The following is a 17,456-nucleotide window of genomic DNA, read 5'->3' as shown; positions in this document are numbered from 1 at the left end:
GAACCTGATGAAAGTCATACTCGCCATGATTAGCCTGGTGCTGCTCAGCGGTTGTGCCACCAATGGACAAACGCCTTGGGCCGCTTTGACGTCCTCAACCAGTTGCGCCAAGCCCAGCCCCGATCAGGAGCTGTCCCTGAGCCTGGCCGACGACATGGCCAATGAAGGCAAGCTGCACGCCAGCCTGGCCAACCTGCAGAGCCTGCCGGAAAACCTCGGTGAAGTGCGCCTGCGCAAGGCCAAGGTCTACCGGCTGCTGGGCCGCAGCGAAGCCGAGCCGCTGTATCGCAGCCTGCTTGGCACTTGCCTGGCGGCCGACGCCGAGCACGGCCTCGGGCAGATTGCCGCCGGCCGGGGCGATAACGGTCAGGCCCAGGCCCATCTGCAACGCGCCGCGCTGCTGGCACCGACCAATGAAAAAATCCGCAACGACCTGGGCGTGGTCTACCTCAATCAACTGCGTATTGAAGACGCCCGTTTCGAGTTCCTCACCGCCATCGAACTCAAGCAGAACGATCCACTGGCAGCGGTCAACCTGGTGACCCTGCTGATCTATCAGGACAACTGGAAACAGGCGGCCGAGGTGGTCAGCCGCGCCGGCCTGAGCCCGGAGCAATTCAACCAGGCCCAGGAGCGCGCGCAGAAACTCAAGGCGCCGGTCGGCAGTTCGGCAGCCAAGGGCCAGGTCGCTGTAGTCGACGATCCGTTGTCACCGAGTATCAAGTAAGCCAAAGGAGTGCTCATGATGAAGCCGCAGACTCTTTGCTGCATCGCCCTGCTGATGCTGCCCGTAGCCGCCCAGGCCATAGAGCCGGGGCCGGCCTCGGCCCAGCAACAGGAAACCGAAGGCTGGTTGCTGCTGCAGAATCGCAATAAGGTCGCTTCACAGATCCCACAGACCGCCACACCCACCGAACGCGAGTTGGCACTGCAGCGCTGGCTGAAAAAATACAGCTACGAGATTCCGGACTTCTACGATCCGGATGCAGGCGGCAAGGTTTCTACCAAATAAGCGGCGGGCAGGTAACGGTCAATTAGCCACTGCCCGGCTTGGGCAGTGGTCCGGCCTAGTGGGCGGTCACCCCGCGCTGGCGCAACCCCGAATTGCTCGGAGACAGCGCCAGGGCCAATTGGGTGCGGTTATGCATATGGGTCAGGCGCAGCACCTGGGACACATACAGCTTCACGGTGTTTTCAGTGATGCCCAGCTCACAGGCAATCTGATAGTTGGTCTGGCCCTTGCCCACCAGTCGCGCCACATCCAGCTGACGCGGTGACAGTTGGTGGAAAATGGCCGGCATCTCGATGGCCTCGGCATCGCTGAGCGCCTCCGTGTCCTCGCCGCGTACGGTTTGCGGGGCGCGGCGCACCTTGTCGAGGTCCTGGTAGAGGTCGTCGATGGATTCGGAAAGAAATTGCAGCTTCTGGTTCAAGTGCCCCAGGTGCAGGTTTTTTTGCCGTTCCTGCAGGGCCACTTCCTGGCGTTGCAGGCCTTCGAGCAATTCGTCCAGATTGATTGGCTTCTGGTAGTAGTCGGCGATCCCGGCGCGCAGGGCCTTGATCACGTCCTGCTTCTCGGCGCGGCCGGTCAGCATGATGGCCTCGAACACCCGTTGTTTGCCGGCAATGCGTTGCAGCTCCTGCACCAACTGGATGCCATCCAGGCCCGGCATATGTAAATCGCAGAGCACCAGGGAGATCTCAGCGTCTTCGCTGAAACGCTCGATGGCCTCGCGGCTTGATTCACAGGGGACACATCGGTAACCACTGCTCTCGAGAAACTCGCAGAGCTCTTCGACGATCAACGGTTGGTCGTCGACGACCAGCACCTTCATCTGCAATCTAGGCTTGTTCACATGTAACTCCATGCCTGGTCAGCCAGAGCCTGACCGCTCCTGTTCCGCCCGCAATAAGGGCCGACACACAAATTAAACCTAGACGTACTTTCCGACTATGTACATAGCGCTAGAGGGCACGGCGACTAGTGGATCCAGAGGACAGTCAAGACCATTCCCACCAGGACGAAAGGCGCGAAGGCGTATTTTTTTGACTGTTTTGGATCAAGATATTGCAGGCGCAACCTAAGTTTCTGACTTATATGGGGCCAGACTTTTGGCGCGAGCAACACCCAGAGCAGGCTGCTGACCCCGGCACCGATAAAGGTGCCTAAAAGATACAGATGATCGGTCGCCAGCCCCAACGCTGCCAGCAGCTTCACATCCCCCGCGCCCATGCGCGACATGGCGTAACCGGGCAAGGTGAACGCCAGGGCCAGCAGCAACGCCCAGCCGCCCTGCGCCGCATTGGCCCCCAGCCAGGTGCTGCCGGTCCATAACAGGTAAACCAGGGCCAACGCCGCCGCCCCCAGGGTCAGGCTGTTGGCGATATGGCGCTGATGGATGTCCTGCGCCGCGCAGAGCGCCAGCCAGATAAACAGTACGAAATACGGCATCCGGTAAAAAACGTCCCTTTTGGCGGAATGGTCCTATGCTCAATATCAGGCAGCCATTGTCAGGGTAGACGCAGTCATGAAATCGAGCCTCCCCCGCAAGCAAAAAGGCGCCGTGGCGATTGAATTCGCCGCGGTGTTCGTGATCTTTTTTGCCGTGTTTTATGGTCTGGTCAGCTATAGCCTGCCGCTGCTGATGATGCAGTCATTCAATGAGGCCACTGCCGAAGCCGTGCGGCGCGCGGTGGCGGTCGACCCCAATACCGCCAACTACGGCACCACCGTGCAGAACCTCGCCAACTCGGTGATCGCCACCCAACTGGCGTGGATTCCATCGGCCTTCAACTTCGCCGCCACCGATTACAGCTCGGTGTACAGCGGCGGCGTGCTGACCGTGAGCGTGAACTACCCCACCAGCAAACTGAACCAGGTGGTTCCGTTTCTGGTACTGCCCGGGATAGGCACCGTTCCCAGCCTGCCAACCACCCTGACCGCCTCGTCGAGCCTGCAATTTTGAGTTCAGGAGACACCCTGTTCGACCGCATCCTGGGTCGCCAGGCGGCCCCTGCCCCTCTCGTTGTCCCTCAGGCTATCGGCTTGCAGTTGCAACTCGATGCCCAGGGCCGGGTGCTGCATATGGCCGGCCCGTTGCGCCATGCCCTGGGGCAACAGGCGCCCAGCGAGCAGCCGCCGCTACTGAGCGAATTTCTATTGCCCCACAGCCGCACCAGTGTCGAAGGCCGCCCGGCCGACTGGACCGGGCAGACCCTGGACCTGGACTTCGAGCGCCTGGGGGGCCAGGCCCTGCATTTGCGTGGCTGGGTCCAACCCTTGGCCGAGGGCTGGATCCTGCAATTGCTGGATATCGGCGACTTGCTTGAAGAGCGCGAGCAGGCGCGAATCCGCGAACACTGCCAGCAGTTGGCGGCGCACATCGGCGAACAGTTGCGCTTGTGCAGCATGGCGCGCCTGCCCGAGGTGCTGAACGAGCAACTGCAGAGCCTGGCCCAGCGCTGGCGCGTTCCCTGTATCGCCCTGGCCCTGCTCGACGAGCAGGACCAGCGTTGGCAGATCCACGGCTATTACGCCGCCCATGACGCCCCCGAACTCTGGCACGTCGGCCAGGTACTGGGCACCAGCCTGGACAGTTTGAGCGGCAATGCCCCGCTGCACCTGAACCCGATCCATGGCCTCAGCGAGCACCCACGGCTGATCAGCGCCTTCGGCCATCACGAGGGTTTCCTGGTGCCCTACCGTGACGACCACGGCCTGGCCGCCTGGCTGCTGTGCGCGCCGTATCCGGTGCAGCATCTGGCACCGCAGTTGAGTGATCGCGACTGGCTGATGCTGGCTGCAGCCCTGGCCGGCCCCTTGCTCGGGCGCCTGCGGGAACAACGCCACCATCAGCACCTGGAGCGGCTCGAAGCCTTGCAGGATCTGCTCGGCACCGGCTGGTGGGAGCTGTACCCACATAGCGCCGAAGTGCAGTTGGCGCCGCAACTGACGGCCAGCCTGCAACTGGACACCGACACCACGCGCCTGCCTTTGGAAGACTGGCTGCAACAGGTGCACCCGGCCGATCGCCAGGAGCTGGGCAGCCGCTTGCGCGACCTCGAACAGGGCAAGCCGCTGCTGCTGTGCGTGCGCCTGCTGCGCCCGGATCCGAGCCTGCCGGCGATCTGGTACCGGGTCCAGGGCCAGGCCCTGGGAGTGGGTGAAAACCAGCGACTGGTGGGGTTCATGCTCGACATCAGCGATATCAAGAACCAGGAACAGCAGGCCGCGGCTGCCTGCGCCCGCTTGAACAACCTGATCGCCAGTTCGCCAGCGGTGATTTATGTACAGCGCTATGTCGAAGGCGCCCTGCAACCCAGTTTTTTCAGCGACAGCCTGCAGCCGCTGCTGGGCTGGACTCTGGCTGACTGCCAGAACGACTCGCTGCCGGAGCGCCTGCACCCGGATGATCGCGAGCTGTATTTCCAGCGCACCCGACAACTGCTGCGTGAAGGCGCGGTGCGCAGCCGCTATCGCCTGCGCGACAGCCAGGGCCACTACCACTGGCTGCTGGACGAAGCCAAATTGCTGCGCGACGACCTGGGCCTGCCGACCGAAGCGGTCGGGCTGTGGCTGGACGTCACCGAGGCGACCCAGAGCGCCGAGTTGGTCAGGCAGAGCGAGGAGCGCTACCGAATCCTGGTGGAAGATTCGCCAGCGATGATCTGCCGCTACCAGCCCGACCTGACCCTGACCTTCGGCAACCGGCCCCTGGCGGCGTACCTGGAGTGCGCGCCCGCAGAACTGCCCGGCAGCAACCTCGGACAGTGGCTGTCGGACGAGCAACGGGAGGCCTTTGTGCAGCGTATCGGCCGGCTCAGCCCCGACGTACCGGTGAGCACCGCGGAAATCAGCCTGCAATTGCCGGGTCGCGAACATGCCTGGTGGGTCTGGTCAGACCGGGGTGTATTTGACGCCCTGGGCCGGCTGCTGGAGGTCCAGGCCGTGGGCCGCGACAACACCGAAGTGCGCCGCTCCCAACTGCAACTGATGCAGAGCGCGAAGATGGCCACCCTCGGTGAAATGGCCACCGGCCTCGCCCACGAGATCAACCAGCCGCTGAACGTGATGAGCATGGCCATCGTCAATGTCCTCAAGCGCCTGGGTAACGGTGATGTGCAGGTCGACTACCTGCAGGACAAGCTCAAGCGCATCGACGCCCAGGTCCAACGGGCCGCGCGGGTGGTGGACCATATGCGGGTGTTCGGCCGGCGCTCGGAGATCGAACAGCAGCCCTTCAACCCGGCACAGGCGGTGGACGGTACGCTGTCGTTGCTGGCCGAAGCGATGCGCGGCAAAGGTGTGGAACTGCGCATCAGCGACTTCGGTTTCGAGGTGCAGGTCCAAGGCTATGCCGATCAGCTGGAGCAGGTACTGATCAACCTGATGGTCAACGCCCGGGATGCGTTGCTGGGCAAGCGCGAGAAACAGCCGGACTTCCAGCCCTGGATCGCCCTGCACGCCGAGCGTGATACGCACAAGGTACGGCTGTGGGTCGAGGACAATGGCGGCGGTATCGACCCACGCCTGCTGGAGCGGATCTTCGAACCGTTTTTCACCACCAAGCCGGTGGGCGTGGGCACGGGGCTCGGGCTATCGGTGAGCTATGGCATCGTGGAAAACATGGGCGGCTACCTCAGCGTCGAGAACGGTACTGAAGGCGCGCGCTTCTGCATCGAACTGCCAATAATCCAGGCCGATCAGATCACCAGGTAAGCCTTGCCCGTCTGGCCACAGGTCAGGTTGGCGCCGACCTCGACATCCATCAGGTTGATCCCCAGGCTCGACAACAGGTTGTTCAGCACGGGGTCGAGCAACGGGCTCAGCACCGAGGTGATCAACGGCATCAGCAGGCTGGTGACACCGTTGACCAGACCGCCCACACCGGCGACGACCGAGCCCAGGGGGTTGGCGCCCACCGGTTGGTAGGTCACCAGGTTGATCCCCGCCAGGGTGGCCGCCAGGCTGCCGACGATATTGGTACTTGGCGCCGCAGTCTGGTAAGTCGGCGCCAGATTGACGTTGGGCGGTGTCGGGAACGGCGTACCGCTGGAGTACACCAAGTCCTGAGTGGTCTGCGCCACGCTGCTCTGCACCATAAGGCCCAGCCCTCCCGCGGCAAATGCCGTGCGCGCCGGACCACAGGTACCGATGCCGAGGATTTTGTGACAGGTCCAGATCCCCAGATCGATCACTGCCACCGGCGTCACCGTGGGCTCGGCCGATGAGGAGAAGGCATTGGTCGGGTCAATCTTGCCGACCTTCAGATCAGCCAGCGAGGTAATGGTATGTGCGGTCAGACTCTTTGTTCCGACCGTGCCCGTCGGGCAGCTGTAGTCAGTGACATAGGCCACGCCACCGCCGGCATCCAGGGCGATGTCAACTTCCGGCGATGGCAGCAGCTCCGGGTCGATCTGCTGGCAACCGGCCCCCAACAGGCAACCCACCGAGTTGATGGTCGCCGCCAGGTTCAGGCTCAACAGACTGTTGATGGTCGGGGTCAGGTTGCCCACCAATCCCAGCAGGGCATTGGCAATCCCGGTGACTCCGGCCAGCCCGGTCACGTTAACCGAGACCAAGGTTCGTACCTGGGCGGTGCGCACGTAAATCTGGTTGGCTCCCAAGGGGTTGGCCTTGGCCAGCTTGGGATCGCCTATGGCCGACAATTGCGGCGGCTCGATGACCTTGACCCGCACCGTGACATTCGCCAGCCCAAGCACGCTGATCGGCAGGGTCGCCGCCACCGCGCTTTTGCTGTTGGACAACTGCACCATCGCCTGCACCAGTTGAAACAACTGCAAGTTGGCATTTAGCGCGGTCGTGGGCAGGCCGGTCTGCAGATTGAGCAGATCACCGAGCTTGACCGGTGTGGCATTGGCCGCCGCCAGTTGCAGGTTGCCCAGGGCGGTCATCACATCGGCCGTCGCGCCATTGGCCTGAACCACAGTGGCTGCCGCCTGGATCAACTGGGTAACGGTCACCGTGGTGTTGAGCAGCTGGGTGTAGTTGCCGGCGGCCACATTGAGGTTGATCGCCAGTTGGTTGAGGTAACTGAGCAGGTTGATGTTGGTGTTGAGCAAGCCGGTCCAGCCCGCAGCCGTGACACTCACACTGCCGCCCAACAGCCCGCCGACAATTGGATTGAGCAGACTCGACTTGGTGCTGTCGATCGTCGCCAGCGTGCTGCGGATGGTCAACTGCGCCACGGACGGGGTGGGTACAGCCGCCACAGCGGTGGCGGTGAGCCGGGTATTGAAGCTGGCCGGACCGCCGGAAAACAGCGCGCCGATGCCGGCGGCGACACTGGTGGAAACCGCGTCGCTGGCAATCACCCGGACCGCCGAAGACTGAGTGGCATCCACCGTGTAGGTACGCAGGTTGTTGGCACCGGTCACCAGCGAGCCACAGGTGGTCACCAGGGTGGTATCGGCGTCGACGACAAAGCCGTTGCGTACCGCGCTTTGCCCGGCGTAGGCGGCAGCCGTCAGCCCGGACAGGCAGGTGCCGCCACGGCTCACGGCTTCCAGCGCGGCGTTGTCGGCGACCCGTTGCAGCTTGCGCTGCTCCATGTACAGCCGACCGCTGTCGATCACCAGCAACATGAACAGCAGCGCCAGACCCAAGGTCACCGCCGCTATCAGGCCGATGGCGCCACGTTGGTGGCCCGGCCCGGAAAACTGCACACACCGATACACGGAGCACTCCTTTACCGGCGCGATGCCGGGTGCCATCTCCCTGGATGTTCAGCAGTGTAGTCAAGCCCGCGACAGCGCGCAGGCAAGGGGCCGACGCAGGCGACTGGCGGTGCCTGCGGGCGGGTGGGAAGGCTTAGCGGGGTGGGTAGTTGCTCAGGATGCGGGCCACGGTGGCACGCACTGCGGCGCTGCGGTCAGCCGGGTTCGGCGTGCTGCTGAGCATCTGCTCGTCGCTGCCGCGCCATACCAGCTTGCCGTCCTTGCCATCGAGCAGGTCGATCTGGATGGTCGCCACCTTGTAGGTGATATTGCGCGTCTCGTTGTACATCGGCCCGCCCCAGTAGCCATTCCAGGGCCCGCCCCAACCGCCACCATAATTGGTGGTGACTTGCTGCTGGCGGTCTTCGACGATCAGGTAGGCCTGCACATTCAGGTCAGGCCGGGTGCCCGCTGCGGCCGGACGCAGGCCACGCTGGTCCAGTTGATCGGCCACCGCCTGGCGGATGCGCTGCTCGGTGAGGTCACTCTTGATTCGCGGGTCATCGGGCCGGTACTGCAGGCCGGGCTCTTTCCAGCTCCAGTTGCGGTAGGCGCCAAAGTCGCGACTGGCGTCGAAGTCATGGTTGATCTGGTTGGCGGCACAAGCACTGAGCAGCACGGCAGCGACCAGTAAAGCGAGACGACGGAACATGATTTTTCTCCGGCTCAAGACAGGGACCTGAACAGTTGCCACTAGCTGGGAGGATACGCCTGCATGGCCTTTTCCACAGCCTTGCGCAACGCATCGGCACGTTCGCTCAAGCTGCCGCGGCTACTGGTCTCGGCGCTGGCGCTCCACACCGGCTGCCCGCTGCCGCCGTCGAACAGGTTGACCCGCACCACGACCACTTCCACCTCGTAGGTGCGCACCACCGGCACGCTGCCATACATCCCGTAACCGTTGCCGTACCGGTTATAACCGCCATAGCCGCCGTAACCGTAGTCGTCCCGCTCCTGGCGCAGGCGCTTCTCCAGATGCAGGTCGGCACTCACCCACAGGTCGGCCGGCCGGTTGTCATGCACGGGGCGCAAGCCGCGCTGATCCAGGGCATTGCTGACCGCTTCGGCCACCTGCGCCGAGTCGGCCCAGGCCGAACCGCTGGGCAGGCGCCCGTTGAGCCAGGCCCAATTGCGGTAGCGTCCGTAGTCACGTTGCGGCGCCGGGTAGGCGCTGCGGTCGAAGGTGGTGGCCGCTTGCGGCGGCGCCGGCGGTATCGGCGTGGAGCTGGCGACGTAAGGATTGCTGCCCTGGCAGGCGGCAAGCCCGGTGCACAACAGGATCAGAGCAAGACGGCGGTTCATTTTGCGCTCCGTTAAACCGGACGACACATCCAGTGCAGATAACGCCCAAGCCCGGCAAAGCCTGGGTGACGACGGTGAGCCAGTTCCATTTCCAGTAAATCCACCAGCTCGGCACGGGCCTGGAACTCCACCGGCATGTAATCGTGGAACACCCGGACCCCGCTCTGGGTTTCGACCGTCCACAGGCCCTCAAGTTGCGCCGCCAGTTCGCGCGGATCAAGGGGCCGCTGCGGGGTCAGGCTCTGCTTCTCGCCGGCCATGTCGTTGCTGCGCATCTTGCGAAAGTGGCCCTTGAGCAGGTTGCGGTAAATCAAGGCATCGCGGTTATAGAAGGCCAGCGACAACCAGCCATCGCGGGCCGTCAGCTGATGCAGCACCGGCAGGATCGCGTGAGGCTCGGCCAGCCATTCGAGCACGGCATGGCACAGCACCAGGTCGTAGGGTTCGGTGAGCTGGCCCAGCAGCTCCTGCCACGGCGCCTGGATAAAGGTCGCCACCTGCCCGGCATCGGCGAAACGTTGGCGCGCCCCTTCAAGCATCGGTGCTGCGGGTTCGGCCAGGGTTACCTGGTGCCCACGCTCGGCCAGCCACAGTGACATATGCCCCAGCCCGGCGCCGATATCCAGCACCCGCAATGGGCGATCCGGCAGCACCTCGGCGAGATCCGCCTGCAACACCGCAAGGCGAATCGCGCCCTTGGCACCGCCGTAGATTTTTTCGGCGAAACGGGTCGCCAACTGATCGAAATGACGGTCGCTCATCAGCTGAACCGCCGTTCGCTGTCCGCCAGCTTGCTGCGCACCACCTGTTCCATGTCCAACCCCAGCTCGCTGCACAGCAGCAATAGATACAGCACGATGTCGCCGACTTCCTGGCCGGCATGGGCCAGCTTGTCGGCAGGCAGTTGGCGGGACTGGTCTTCGCTCAGCCATTGGAAGATTTCCACCAGCTCGGCCATCTCCACGCTGGCGGCCATGGCCAGGTTCTTCGGGCTGTGAAATTGCCGCCAGTCATTGCGGTCGCGAATGGCGTGCAGGCGTTGGGTCAGTTCGTCTAGGTTCATCGGGGTCTCCTGAAGGCGTATAGCTTCCGGGGGATGGCCATGGGACGCAAGCACCGCGCACTATCGCCGGGCCGGCGCCTGCTACAGAATGCCCGGCAGCTCTCATGCGCCAGCGGTTCTATGCTTGAAGGGAACTCGGCAGACGATCCAACGGCCCAAGGCACAGACCCGGCAAGTACGCCGCTCACTGATCAGGACACCCCCATGCAGGTAGAAAGCTTTTTCGAATGGCTCGGCCAGGCCCTGGGCTCGGTCATCCGTTTTATCGTCGATGGCCTCAGCGGATTGTTCAACGCCCTGACCCACGCCGGCGGCAACTTCGTCGACGGGCTGTCGCGGACCCTGGGCATGGACACCTCGATCATCAGCATCGCCGCGCTGATCATCGGCCTGATGCTGTTGTACTCGGCCGTGCGGGCCTTTATGCGAGCCTCGATCATCATGGGCATCATCTGGCTGATGCTCGGCCTGTGGCTGTTGAGCTGGGTCGTCCACTGAGCCACGGCCTGAGCCGCACCTACCGGTAAAATGCCCTCCGGCCGCCGCGACGAGGTGCGCTGCGGCTACAATGCCTGCTCTCGCAAGGAGCCTGCATGCCCCCCCTGATTAACGACTGGCGCCACCGCCCGACCCACCGGCGGGTCTGGGCGCTGGCTGCGCCGATGATTCTCTCGAATATCTCCGTGCCCCTGGTGGCCCTGGTCGACAGCACCGTGATCGGCCACCTGCCCCACGCCCACCAGTTGGGCGCGGTGGCCGTCGGCGCCAGCCTCTATACCTTCCTCGCCTGGGCCATGGGCTTTTTGCGCATGGGGGCCACCGGCTTTGCCGCCCAGGCCGCCGGGCGTGGCGACGGCGCCGCGCTGCGGCAGATTCTGCTGCAAGGCCTGTTGCTGGCCATGGGTCTGGCGCTGCTTTTGGGGATGATCGGTGTTCCCCTGAGCGGCATGGCCCTGCAGCTGATGCAGCCCTCGGCGGAACTCGACCAGATGACCCGCGCCTTTTTCCACACCCGGCTACTCGGGTTGCCAGCGGCCCTGGCCAGTTTCGCCCTGGTGGGCTGGTTCCTCGGGACCCAGAATGCCCGGGCGCCGCTGGCGATTCTGCTGAGCACCAACCTGGTGAACATCGCCCTCAACCTGTGGTTCGTGCTGGGCCTGGATTGGGGTGTGGTCGGCTCGGCGCGGGCTTCGGTGATCGCCGAGTGGACCGGGGCACTGATCGGCCTGGCCATGACCCGCCCGGCCCTGCGCGCCTACCCGGGGCAGATCGCCTGGCAGGCGCTGCGCCGCTGGCAGAGCTGGCGCCCGCTGCTGGCGGTCAATCGCGATATCTTCATTCGCAGCCTGGCCCTGCAATCGGTGTTTTTCCTGATCACGGTCCAGGGTGCACGCCTGGGGGATGCCACGGTGGCGGCCAATGCCCTGCTGCTAAACGGGCTGCTGCTCACCGCCCATGCCCTGGATGGCCTGGCCCATGCGGTAGAAGCCCTGTGCGGCCACGCCATCGGCGCCCATGATCGACGCGCGCTGCGCCGCTCACTGGTGGTCGCCTGCGGCTGGTCGCTGCTGGCCAGCCTGGGGTTTGCCGCGCTGTTCATGCTGGCTGGCCATCTGTTTGTCGAGATGCAGACCAACATCCCCGAGGTGCGCCAGACCGCCTTTATCTACCTGCCCTACCTCGCTGCCCTGCCGCTGATCGCGGTCTGGAGCTACCTGCTCGACGGCCTGTTCATCGGTGCCACCCGCGCCCGTGAGATGCGCAACGGCATGCTGCTCAGCGTGTTGATGCTGATGCCCTTCGCCTGGGCCCTGAGCGGTTTCGGCAACCACGGCCTGTGGCTGACCTTTTTGCTGTTCATGGCCCTGCGCAGTCTGACCCTGGCGGCCTTTGCCTGGCACTTGGAGAAAACCGACGGCTGGTTCGCCAAGGCTCACTGAGCGGGCGTGGCACCGACGAACTCGGTCACTCGGTCGAGCACCGGCGCCAGGCCGCGCAAGGGCCGCGACAGCGCCGCCACCAGGGTGCCGTGATTGGTTCTGGAGAAGTAGAACTCCTGCACTGGCACCCCTGCCCGGCGCAAGGTAGTGGCCAGGCCACCAGTGTTGCGTTGCGGGTTGACCAGGGAGTCCTTGCTGGACGCCATCAACAGCGCCGGCGGCGCCCCACGGCTGACATGGTTGATGGGCTGCGAGTCGGGCGGTGAATCCGGGTAGAAGAACACCGGGCGCACATCCTGGTTGGCGATCGGCAAAAAGTCATAGGGGCCCGCGAGGCCGATCCAGCCCTTGATCAGCGCCGGGCTCAGGCCCTGCGCCGCCAACAGGTTCGGGTCCAGGGCCAGCATCGCCGCGTTGTAGGCACCGGAGCTGTGGCCCATCAGATACAGGCGCGCCGGGTCGGCGCCGTAGTCGGCAATATGCCGGTAGGTCCAGGCCACCGCTTGCGCCCCGTCCTGCAAAAATGCCGGGTAACGCACTTGCGGGTACAGGCGATAGTCGGCCAGCACCACCACCATGCCGCGTGAGGCCAGGGCCTCGCCGACAAAACCGTAGTCTTCGCGCGAGCCGCTGTTCCAGCTGCCCCCGTAGAAAAACACCACCACCGGGGCATTCGGCACTGCTGATTTGGGCTGATAGATGTCGAGCTTCTGCCGCGGATCGCTGCCATAGGCAATCCCACTGACTTTGCTGAACGAACTGCTGGGGGTCAGGGCATTGAGCACCTTGAGCGGCGAGCACCCACTGAGTATCGCCATCAGCACCCCACTGACCGCCAGCACCCACACCCGCATCCGTTTATTCGACATCGCGCTACCCCAGGTTCGGTGGTTCGGGCGCCAGGCCCTATGCAGCAGGCTAGCTGGCGTGCAGGGATGCACAGGCAAAAAAAATCGCGGTCTGCGCCGGCATCTACAAGGTAGGAACCGGCAAAGACCGCGATCGTTCAGCCGTGTAAGGGCTTTATCAGCTCGACAGGTACGACGAGCGGGTCAGGCCCAGACGCAGGGCGTCGAGGAACTGGGTGCGCTCCGAGGCGCTGATCTTGGCGCTGGCGCATTTGTCCCGGTAGTGGGTCATCAGCTCTTCGGGCGACAAGTGCACGTAGCGCAGCATGTCTTCGATGGTGTCGTGGGTTTCGATACCCGCGCTGTACACCGAGCCGTCGGCCTTCTGATAGATATTCACCGAGTCGGTGTCGCCGAACAGGTTGTGCATGTCGCCAAGAATTTCCTGGTAGGCACCCACCAGGAAAATCCCCAGCAGGTAATCCTCGCCTTCTTTCAGGGCGTGTACCGGCAGGCTGGTCTCGATGCTCTGCTCATCGACGTACTGCTTGATCTTGCCGTCGGAGTCGCAGGTCAGGTCTTGCAGCACCGCACGGCGCAGCGGCTCTTCGTCGAGGCGGTGCAGCGGCAGGATCGGCAGCACCTGGCCGATGGCCCAGGTGTCGGGCAGGCTCTGGAACACCGAGAAGTTGCAGATGTACTTGTCGGCCAGCTTGTCGTTGAGCTCGTCCAGCACCTGACGGTGGGAACGCTGGCGGGCTTTCAGCGAGTTGTGCAGGCGGCGGCACACGGCGAAATAGCACTGCTCGGCCAGGGCTTTTTCCGCCAGGGTCAGCTTGCCGTCGGCGTACTGGGCCGCGACGTCGCTCATGTAGTGGGTCGCGCGCCAGTAGGTCTCGGTGACCATCTCGATATCGGTCGGGCCCAGCAGGTCCACCAGCCATTGCACGGTTTCCGGCAGGCTTTCCTTGTTTTCGATCAGCGGTACGTCGTCGTTGTGTTTCTCGACGTCGGTCACCTGCACCACCAGCATGGCGTGGTGCGCGGTCAGCGAGCGGCCGCTTTCGGAGAAGATGTTCGGGTGCGGCAGGTTCTGCGCATCGCAGAATTCCTTGAGCATGCCCACCACCACGCCAGCGTAGTCGTCCATGTCGTAGTTGATCGAGCTGGCGTTGCGCGAGTGGGTGCCGTCGTAGTCCACGCCCAGGCCGCCGCCGACGTCGATGTGATCCACCGGCAGGCCGAGGTTGCGCAACTCGCCGTAGTAGCGGATCGCTTCCTTGAAGCCGTGCTGGTAGTCCGCCAGGTTGGCGATCTGCGAACCCATGTGGAAGTGCAGCAAACGGATGCCCTGGTCCAGGCCGGCCGCGCGGAAGCGCTCGACCACCGACAGCAGCTGCGCCGCCGACAAACCGAACTTGGACTTCTCGCCACCGGTGTCGGCCCATTTGCTCGACGCCAGGGACGACAGGCGCACTCGCAGGCCAACCTGCGGCTTGACCTTGAGGTTGGCGGCTTCTTCGATCACCAGGCCGACTTCGGATTCTTTCTCGATCACGATAAATACGTTGTGGCCCAGCTTCTGGCCCATCAGCGCGAGGCGGATGAACTCACGGTCCTTGTAACCGTTGCAGACGATGGTGCCGCCCTTCGGTGCCAGGGCCAGGACCGCCAGCAGCTCGGGCTTGGAGCCGGCCTCCAGGCCGATCGAGACGTCCTGGGTGGCGATGATGTTTTCGATCACCGCTTCCTGCTGGTTGACCTTGATCGGGTACAGCGCGGTGTATTTGCTCTGGTATTCCAGGCGCTCGATGTTCGAGTCGAAGGCACCGGTCAACTGGCGCACGCGGTCCTGCAGGATATCCGGGAAGCGCACCAGCAGCGGCAAGGACAGGCCGCTTTTGCGCAGCTCGTCGACTTGCTCGTAGAGGTCGATGGGCGAGCTGTTCGGACCGTTCGGACGAACTTCGACGCGACCGGCGTCATTGATCGCGAAATACCCGGCCCCCCAATGGCGAATCCCATAAACACTGCGGCTGTCCGCAACTGTCCATTGGCTGCCATCGTCTTTGCGTGTGCGTCGTACGGACATCGAAGTCCCCTATAAAGAAGTCATAGAGCGCCACCCCTATCGAAGGCTGGCGCAGTCTAAAGAATGAAAATGACGATTAGCCTGCAACGAGGGGGTAGACCTCAGTTGCCGTGCCGAGTTTAGAAACCGGTCATGAACAGGCTCTGTGAAAACCATGGAGACGACGCACGAGCCGCTATGAACCGGCTGCATCAAGTCGAGGGGGTGGTTTTCACAGAGGCTGCTAGCCGCCGGACTTCTTCGCTTTGAAACCGTGTTTGATCAGCTCGGCCAAGAGTAGCTCGACATGATCACCCTGGATCTCGATCACGCCGTCTTTCAACGCGCCACCGGTGCCGCAACGCTTCTTCAAGCTCGTTGCCAGATCCTTGAGCGCGTCTTCGGCCAGGGGCACGCCGGTGATGGTGGTCACCGTCTTGCCGCCACGGCCCTTGCTTTCGCGACGCACGCGAGCAATGCCGTCGCCGGCCGGGATAGCGGTTTGTTTGCAGATGCAGGCTGCCACCGGCTGGCTACAGTCCGGGCAATGTCGACCTGCGTCGGTGGAAAATACCAGGCCACCAAGGGCGGCGAAGGATGCGGCTTTTTTGGCCACCGGCAATCCTCTTGGGAGGACAAAGACTGGTCGAAGCACAAGGCCGTGCCATCGACCGCGAAGCCCCACTCAGGCAGGGGCAGCGCTACTGGACCGGGGCGCCGATAAAAGCACCGCCGGTTCAGCTTGAAAAGTCGCGCAGTGTAACGGCAAAAAGCCCCGTTGCTAAGAGCCAATCAGCGTCAATTTATGCAACTTTAACGACGTCGGGCCAGATAGCGTTGCAGGGCCGCCAGAGAGTCCGGGCAATAGGGCTTTTCCTGGATTTCCTGCAGCACCACATCGATCGGCAGAAACCGCGCTTCCAGCACCTCTTCGGGCTGCAGGCGCAGGGGACCGTCCCACACCGCGGAGAACGCCGAGCACCAGAGGCGGTTGCCGGTGTCCTCGAAGTAAAAGTGGTCATGGGCGGTCAGCTCGACGCCGCCCACCCCCAGCTCTTCTTCCAGTTCACGGGCCGCCGACTCGGCGTAGGTTTCGGTGGCGAGCACCATGCCCCCTGCCGCCACGTCCCAGTATCCCGGGTAGATGGCCTTGCTCAGGGTACGGCGGTGCACGCACAGCTCACCGGCAGAGTTGAACAGCAGGATATAGGTGCCACGGCCGATCAGCCCGCGCTCGCGCAACTGCGAGCGGACCATGGCCCCGAGCAATTGGTCTTCACCGTCGACCCAGGCGATATGTTCTGCATCCGAGGCCGCACGGTGCGCGGCCTCGTCGTGGGAGGCGGACATGAATCAGCCCTGGTTCAGCAGTTGACGCAGATCGATGACTGCGGCGTTGGCGCGGGAAATATAGTTGGCCATGACCAGCGAGTGGTTGGCCAATACCCCGAAACCGCTGCCGTTGAGGATCATCGGGCTCCATACGGGCTCCTGCGAAGCCTCCAGTTCACGAATGATCTGACGCACGCTGACGGTGGCGTTCTTCTTCGCCAGCACGTCGGCGAAATCGACTTCAATGGCGCGCAGCAGGTGCGACAGCGCCCAAGCCTGGCCACGGGCTTCGTAGAACACGTTGTCGATCTGCATCCACGGGGTCTCGACCACTTCTTCATCGACCTGCGGCACCTGGCCCACGGCCGGCGCTTCGGTTTTCAGCGACGTATTGAGCTTGACCCGGCCAACGCTGGCCGACAGACGCTGGGACAGCGAACCCAGGCGGGTGCCGACGTCGCCCAGCCAGTTGTTGAGGTTGTCGGCGCGGGCATAGAACAGCGCGCCCTTCTGGTTCGGATCGGACAACCGAGCCTGGTAGCGGCTCAGGGAATTGATGCCATCCTGATATTCCGATTCGCTGGACGGCAGCACCCAGCTCTTGTTGTCGAAGTTGAAGCGCGGCTCGGCCTTGGCCAGGTCGGCATCTTCAGCGGACTGCGACTGCGAGCGGGCGAAATCCTTGCGCAGGGCGCGAGTCAGGTCGCGGACCTGGACCAGCACGCCGTACTCCCAGCTCGGCATGTTGTCCATCCACAGGCCCGGCGGAAAACGGTCGTTGGAAATATAGCCACCCGGTTTGTCCAGCAGGGTGCCGGCCACGGTCTTCAGGGTTTCCACCGTGGTATAGCCGATGACCATCTGCTTGCCTTCTTTCTCGGCGGCGATCTGGGCATTCTGCTGCACCGGAAACAGAGCCGGCTCCTGGCTCCAATACCAGCCCAGGGCAATGGTCACCAGCAGGTAGAGCCCCACCAGGGTGGCCAGGGCGCGGCTGAACAGCAGGCCACCGAAATAGCTGCGTGTCGCCGACTTGGGTTCGGCAGCACGATCCGGCGCGCTGCCTGCGCGATTCTTCCAGTCCAGCATGGCTATATCCTTTCAATCACTTGAGTTCATCGGTTCGACCACAACCCTACTCCATCGTGCCGGGCACCGAGCGG

General features: G+C 63.6%; 18 protein-coding genes. 6 read left to right on the top strand and 12 right to left on the bottom strand.

All coding sequences use genetic code 11. The features are described from left to right. The first annotated feature begins 7 nt into the window (after positions 1-7). Together MF4836_RS06505 and MF4836_RS06500 are read left to right on the top strand one after the other, a co-directional pair. Positions 8-727 (top strand): tetratricopeptide repeat protein, encoded by a 720-nt coding sequence (locus tag MF4836_RS06505; protein ID WP_078469646.1) that lies wholly within the window; start codon positions 8-10, stop codon positions 725-727. Between the two features lie 18 nt (positions 728-745). After that, positions 746-1,012 carry a DUF3613 domain-containing protein gene (locus MF4836_RS06500; RefSeq protein WP_020299174.1) on the top strand — a complete coding sequence of 89 codons (267 nt, stop codon included), beginning with the start codon at positions 746-748 and terminating at the stop codon, positions 1,010-1,012. A gap of 55 nt (positions 1,013-1,067) precedes the next feature. On the opposite strand, the gene MF4836_RS06495 is transcribed toward MF4836_RS06500, so the two are convergent. Both MF4836_RS06495 and MF4836_RS06490 read right to left on the bottom strand, forming a co-directional pair. Next, positions 1,068-1,868, bottom strand: a complete 801-nt coding sequence (locus tag MF4836_RS06495) for a response regulator (RefSeq protein WP_421548823.1) — start codon at positions 1,866-1,868, stop codon at positions 1,068-1,070. Positions 1,869-1,981: 113 nt separating this feature from the next. Next, positions 1,982-2,452, bottom strand: a complete 471-nt coding sequence (locus MF4836_RS06490) for a prepilin peptidase (RefSeq protein WP_020299172.1) — start codon at positions 2,450-2,452, stop codon at positions 1,982-1,984. A 76-nt stretch (positions 2,453-2,528) separates the two neighbouring features. Here MF4836_RS06490 and MF4836_RS06485 point away from each other — a divergent pair, with 76 nt between their 5' ends. Both MF4836_RS06485 and MF4836_RS06480 read left to right on the top strand, forming a co-directional pair. Next, positions 2,529-2,966 carry a TadE/TadG family type IV pilus assembly protein gene (locus tag MF4836_RS06485; protein WP_078469644.1) on the top strand — a complete coding sequence of 146 codons (438 nt, stop codon included), beginning with the start codon at positions 2,529-2,531 and terminating at the stop codon, positions 2,964-2,966. Beyond that, positions 2,963-5,719: a PAS domain-containing sensor histidine kinase gene (locus tag MF4836_RS06480; protein ID WP_078469643.1), complete on the top strand. Its 2,757-nt coding sequence runs from the start codon at positions 2,963-2,965 to the stop codon at positions 5,717-5,719. The genes MF4836_RS06485 and MF4836_RS06480 overlap by 4 nt, the downstream gene beginning before the upstream one ends. On the opposite strand, the gene MF4836_RS06475 is transcribed toward MF4836_RS06480, so the two are convergent. The 5 genes from MF4836_RS06475 to MF4836_RS06455 form a co-directional block, all read right to left on the bottom strand. After that, a complete protein-coding gene (locus MF4836_RS06475; RefSeq protein ID WP_078469642.1) occupies positions 5,704-7,734 on the bottom strand; it encodes a pilus assembly protein TadG-related protein in 2,031 nt (676 codons plus the stop codon). The two genes, MF4836_RS06480 and MF4836_RS06475, sit on opposite strands and share 16 nt — an antisense overlap. 97 nt (positions 7,735-7,831) lie before the next feature. Continuing rightward, a complete protein-coding gene (locus tag MF4836_RS06470) occupies positions 7,832-8,389 on the bottom strand; it encodes a DUF4136 domain-containing protein (RefSeq protein ID WP_078469641.1) in 558 nt (185 codons plus the stop codon). A gap of 41 nt (positions 8,390-8,430) precedes the next feature. Then, a complete protein-coding gene (locus tag MF4836_RS06465; RefSeq protein WP_078469640.1) occupies positions 8,431-9,039 on the bottom strand; it encodes a DUF4136 domain-containing protein in 609 nt (202 codons plus the stop codon). Positions 9,040-9,050: 11 nt separating this feature from the next. Then, entirely contained in the window at positions 9,051-9,800 is a 750-nt protein-coding gene (locus MF4836_RS06460) for a methyltransferase (RefSeq protein WP_078469639.1), read from the bottom strand. Next, positions 9,800-10,102 carry a MazG-like family protein gene (locus MF4836_RS06455; RefSeq protein WP_078469638.1) on the bottom strand — a complete coding sequence of 101 codons (303 nt, stop codon included), beginning with the start codon at positions 10,100-10,102 and terminating at the stop codon, positions 9,800-9,802. The genes MF4836_RS06460 and MF4836_RS06455 overlap by 1 nt, the downstream gene beginning before the upstream one ends. 204 nt (positions 10,103-10,306) lie before the next feature. On the opposite strand from MF4836_RS06455, the gene MF4836_RS06450 reads away from it, so the two are divergent. Both MF4836_RS06450 and MF4836_RS06445 read left to right on the top strand, forming a co-directional pair. Continuing rightward, the gene (locus tag MF4836_RS06450; RefSeq protein ID WP_020299164.1) at positions 10,307-10,600 is read left to right on the top strand and encodes a hypothetical protein; all 294 of its coding nucleotides are present in this window, start codon (positions 10,307-10,309) and stop codon (positions 10,598-10,600) included. A 95-nt stretch (positions 10,601-10,695) separates the two neighbouring features. After that, entirely contained in the window at positions 10,696-12,042 is a 1,347-nt protein-coding gene (locus MF4836_RS06445; RefSeq protein WP_078469637.1) for an MATE family efflux transporter, read from the top strand. On the opposite strand, the gene MF4836_RS06440 is transcribed toward MF4836_RS06445, so the two are convergent. The 5 genes from MF4836_RS06440 to MF4836_RS06420 all read right to left on the bottom strand — a co-directional run bounded on the left by MF4836_RS06440 (position 12,036) and on the right by MF4836_RS06420 (position 17,382). Further along, complete coding sequence (locus MF4836_RS06440) at positions 12,036-12,911, bottom strand: alpha/beta hydrolase (protein ID WP_078469636.1); 876 nt, start codon at positions 12,909-12,911, stop codon at positions 12,036-12,038. The genes MF4836_RS06445 and MF4836_RS06440 overlap by 7 nt on opposite strands. 157 nt (positions 12,912-13,068) lie before the next feature. Beyond that, entirely contained in the window at positions 13,069-14,982 is a 1,914-nt protein-coding gene (speA, locus tag MF4836_RS06435; protein ID WP_020299161.1) for an arginine decarboxylase, read from the bottom strand. 223 nt (positions 14,983-15,205) lie between these two features. After that, a complete protein-coding gene (locus tag MF4836_RS06430; RefSeq protein ID WP_020299160.1) occupies positions 15,206-15,577 on the bottom strand; it encodes a translation initiation factor Sui1 in 372 nt (123 codons plus the stop codon). Positions 15,578-15,774: 197 nt separating this feature from the next. After that, on the bottom strand, positions 15,775-16,311 hold the full coding sequence (locus MF4836_RS06425; protein ID WP_020299159.1) for an NUDIX hydrolase: 537 nt from the start codon (positions 16,309-16,311) through the stop codon (positions 15,775-15,777). A gap of 3 nt (positions 16,312-16,314) precedes the next feature. Beyond that, a complete protein-coding gene (locus MF4836_RS06420; protein WP_020299158.1) occupies positions 16,315-17,382 on the bottom strand; it encodes a DUF2333 family protein in 1,068 nt (355 codons plus the stop codon). Positions 17,383-17,456: the final 74 nt, after the last annotated feature.

This window comes from Pseudomonas sp. MF4836 (assembly GCF_002018875.1).
Lineage (GTDB): Bacteria > Pseudomonadota > Gammaproteobacteria > Pseudomonadales > Pseudomonadaceae > Aquipseudomonas.
Note: the sequence above shows the minus strand (reverse complement) of the source record. Positions and strands in the feature narration are given on the sequence as shown.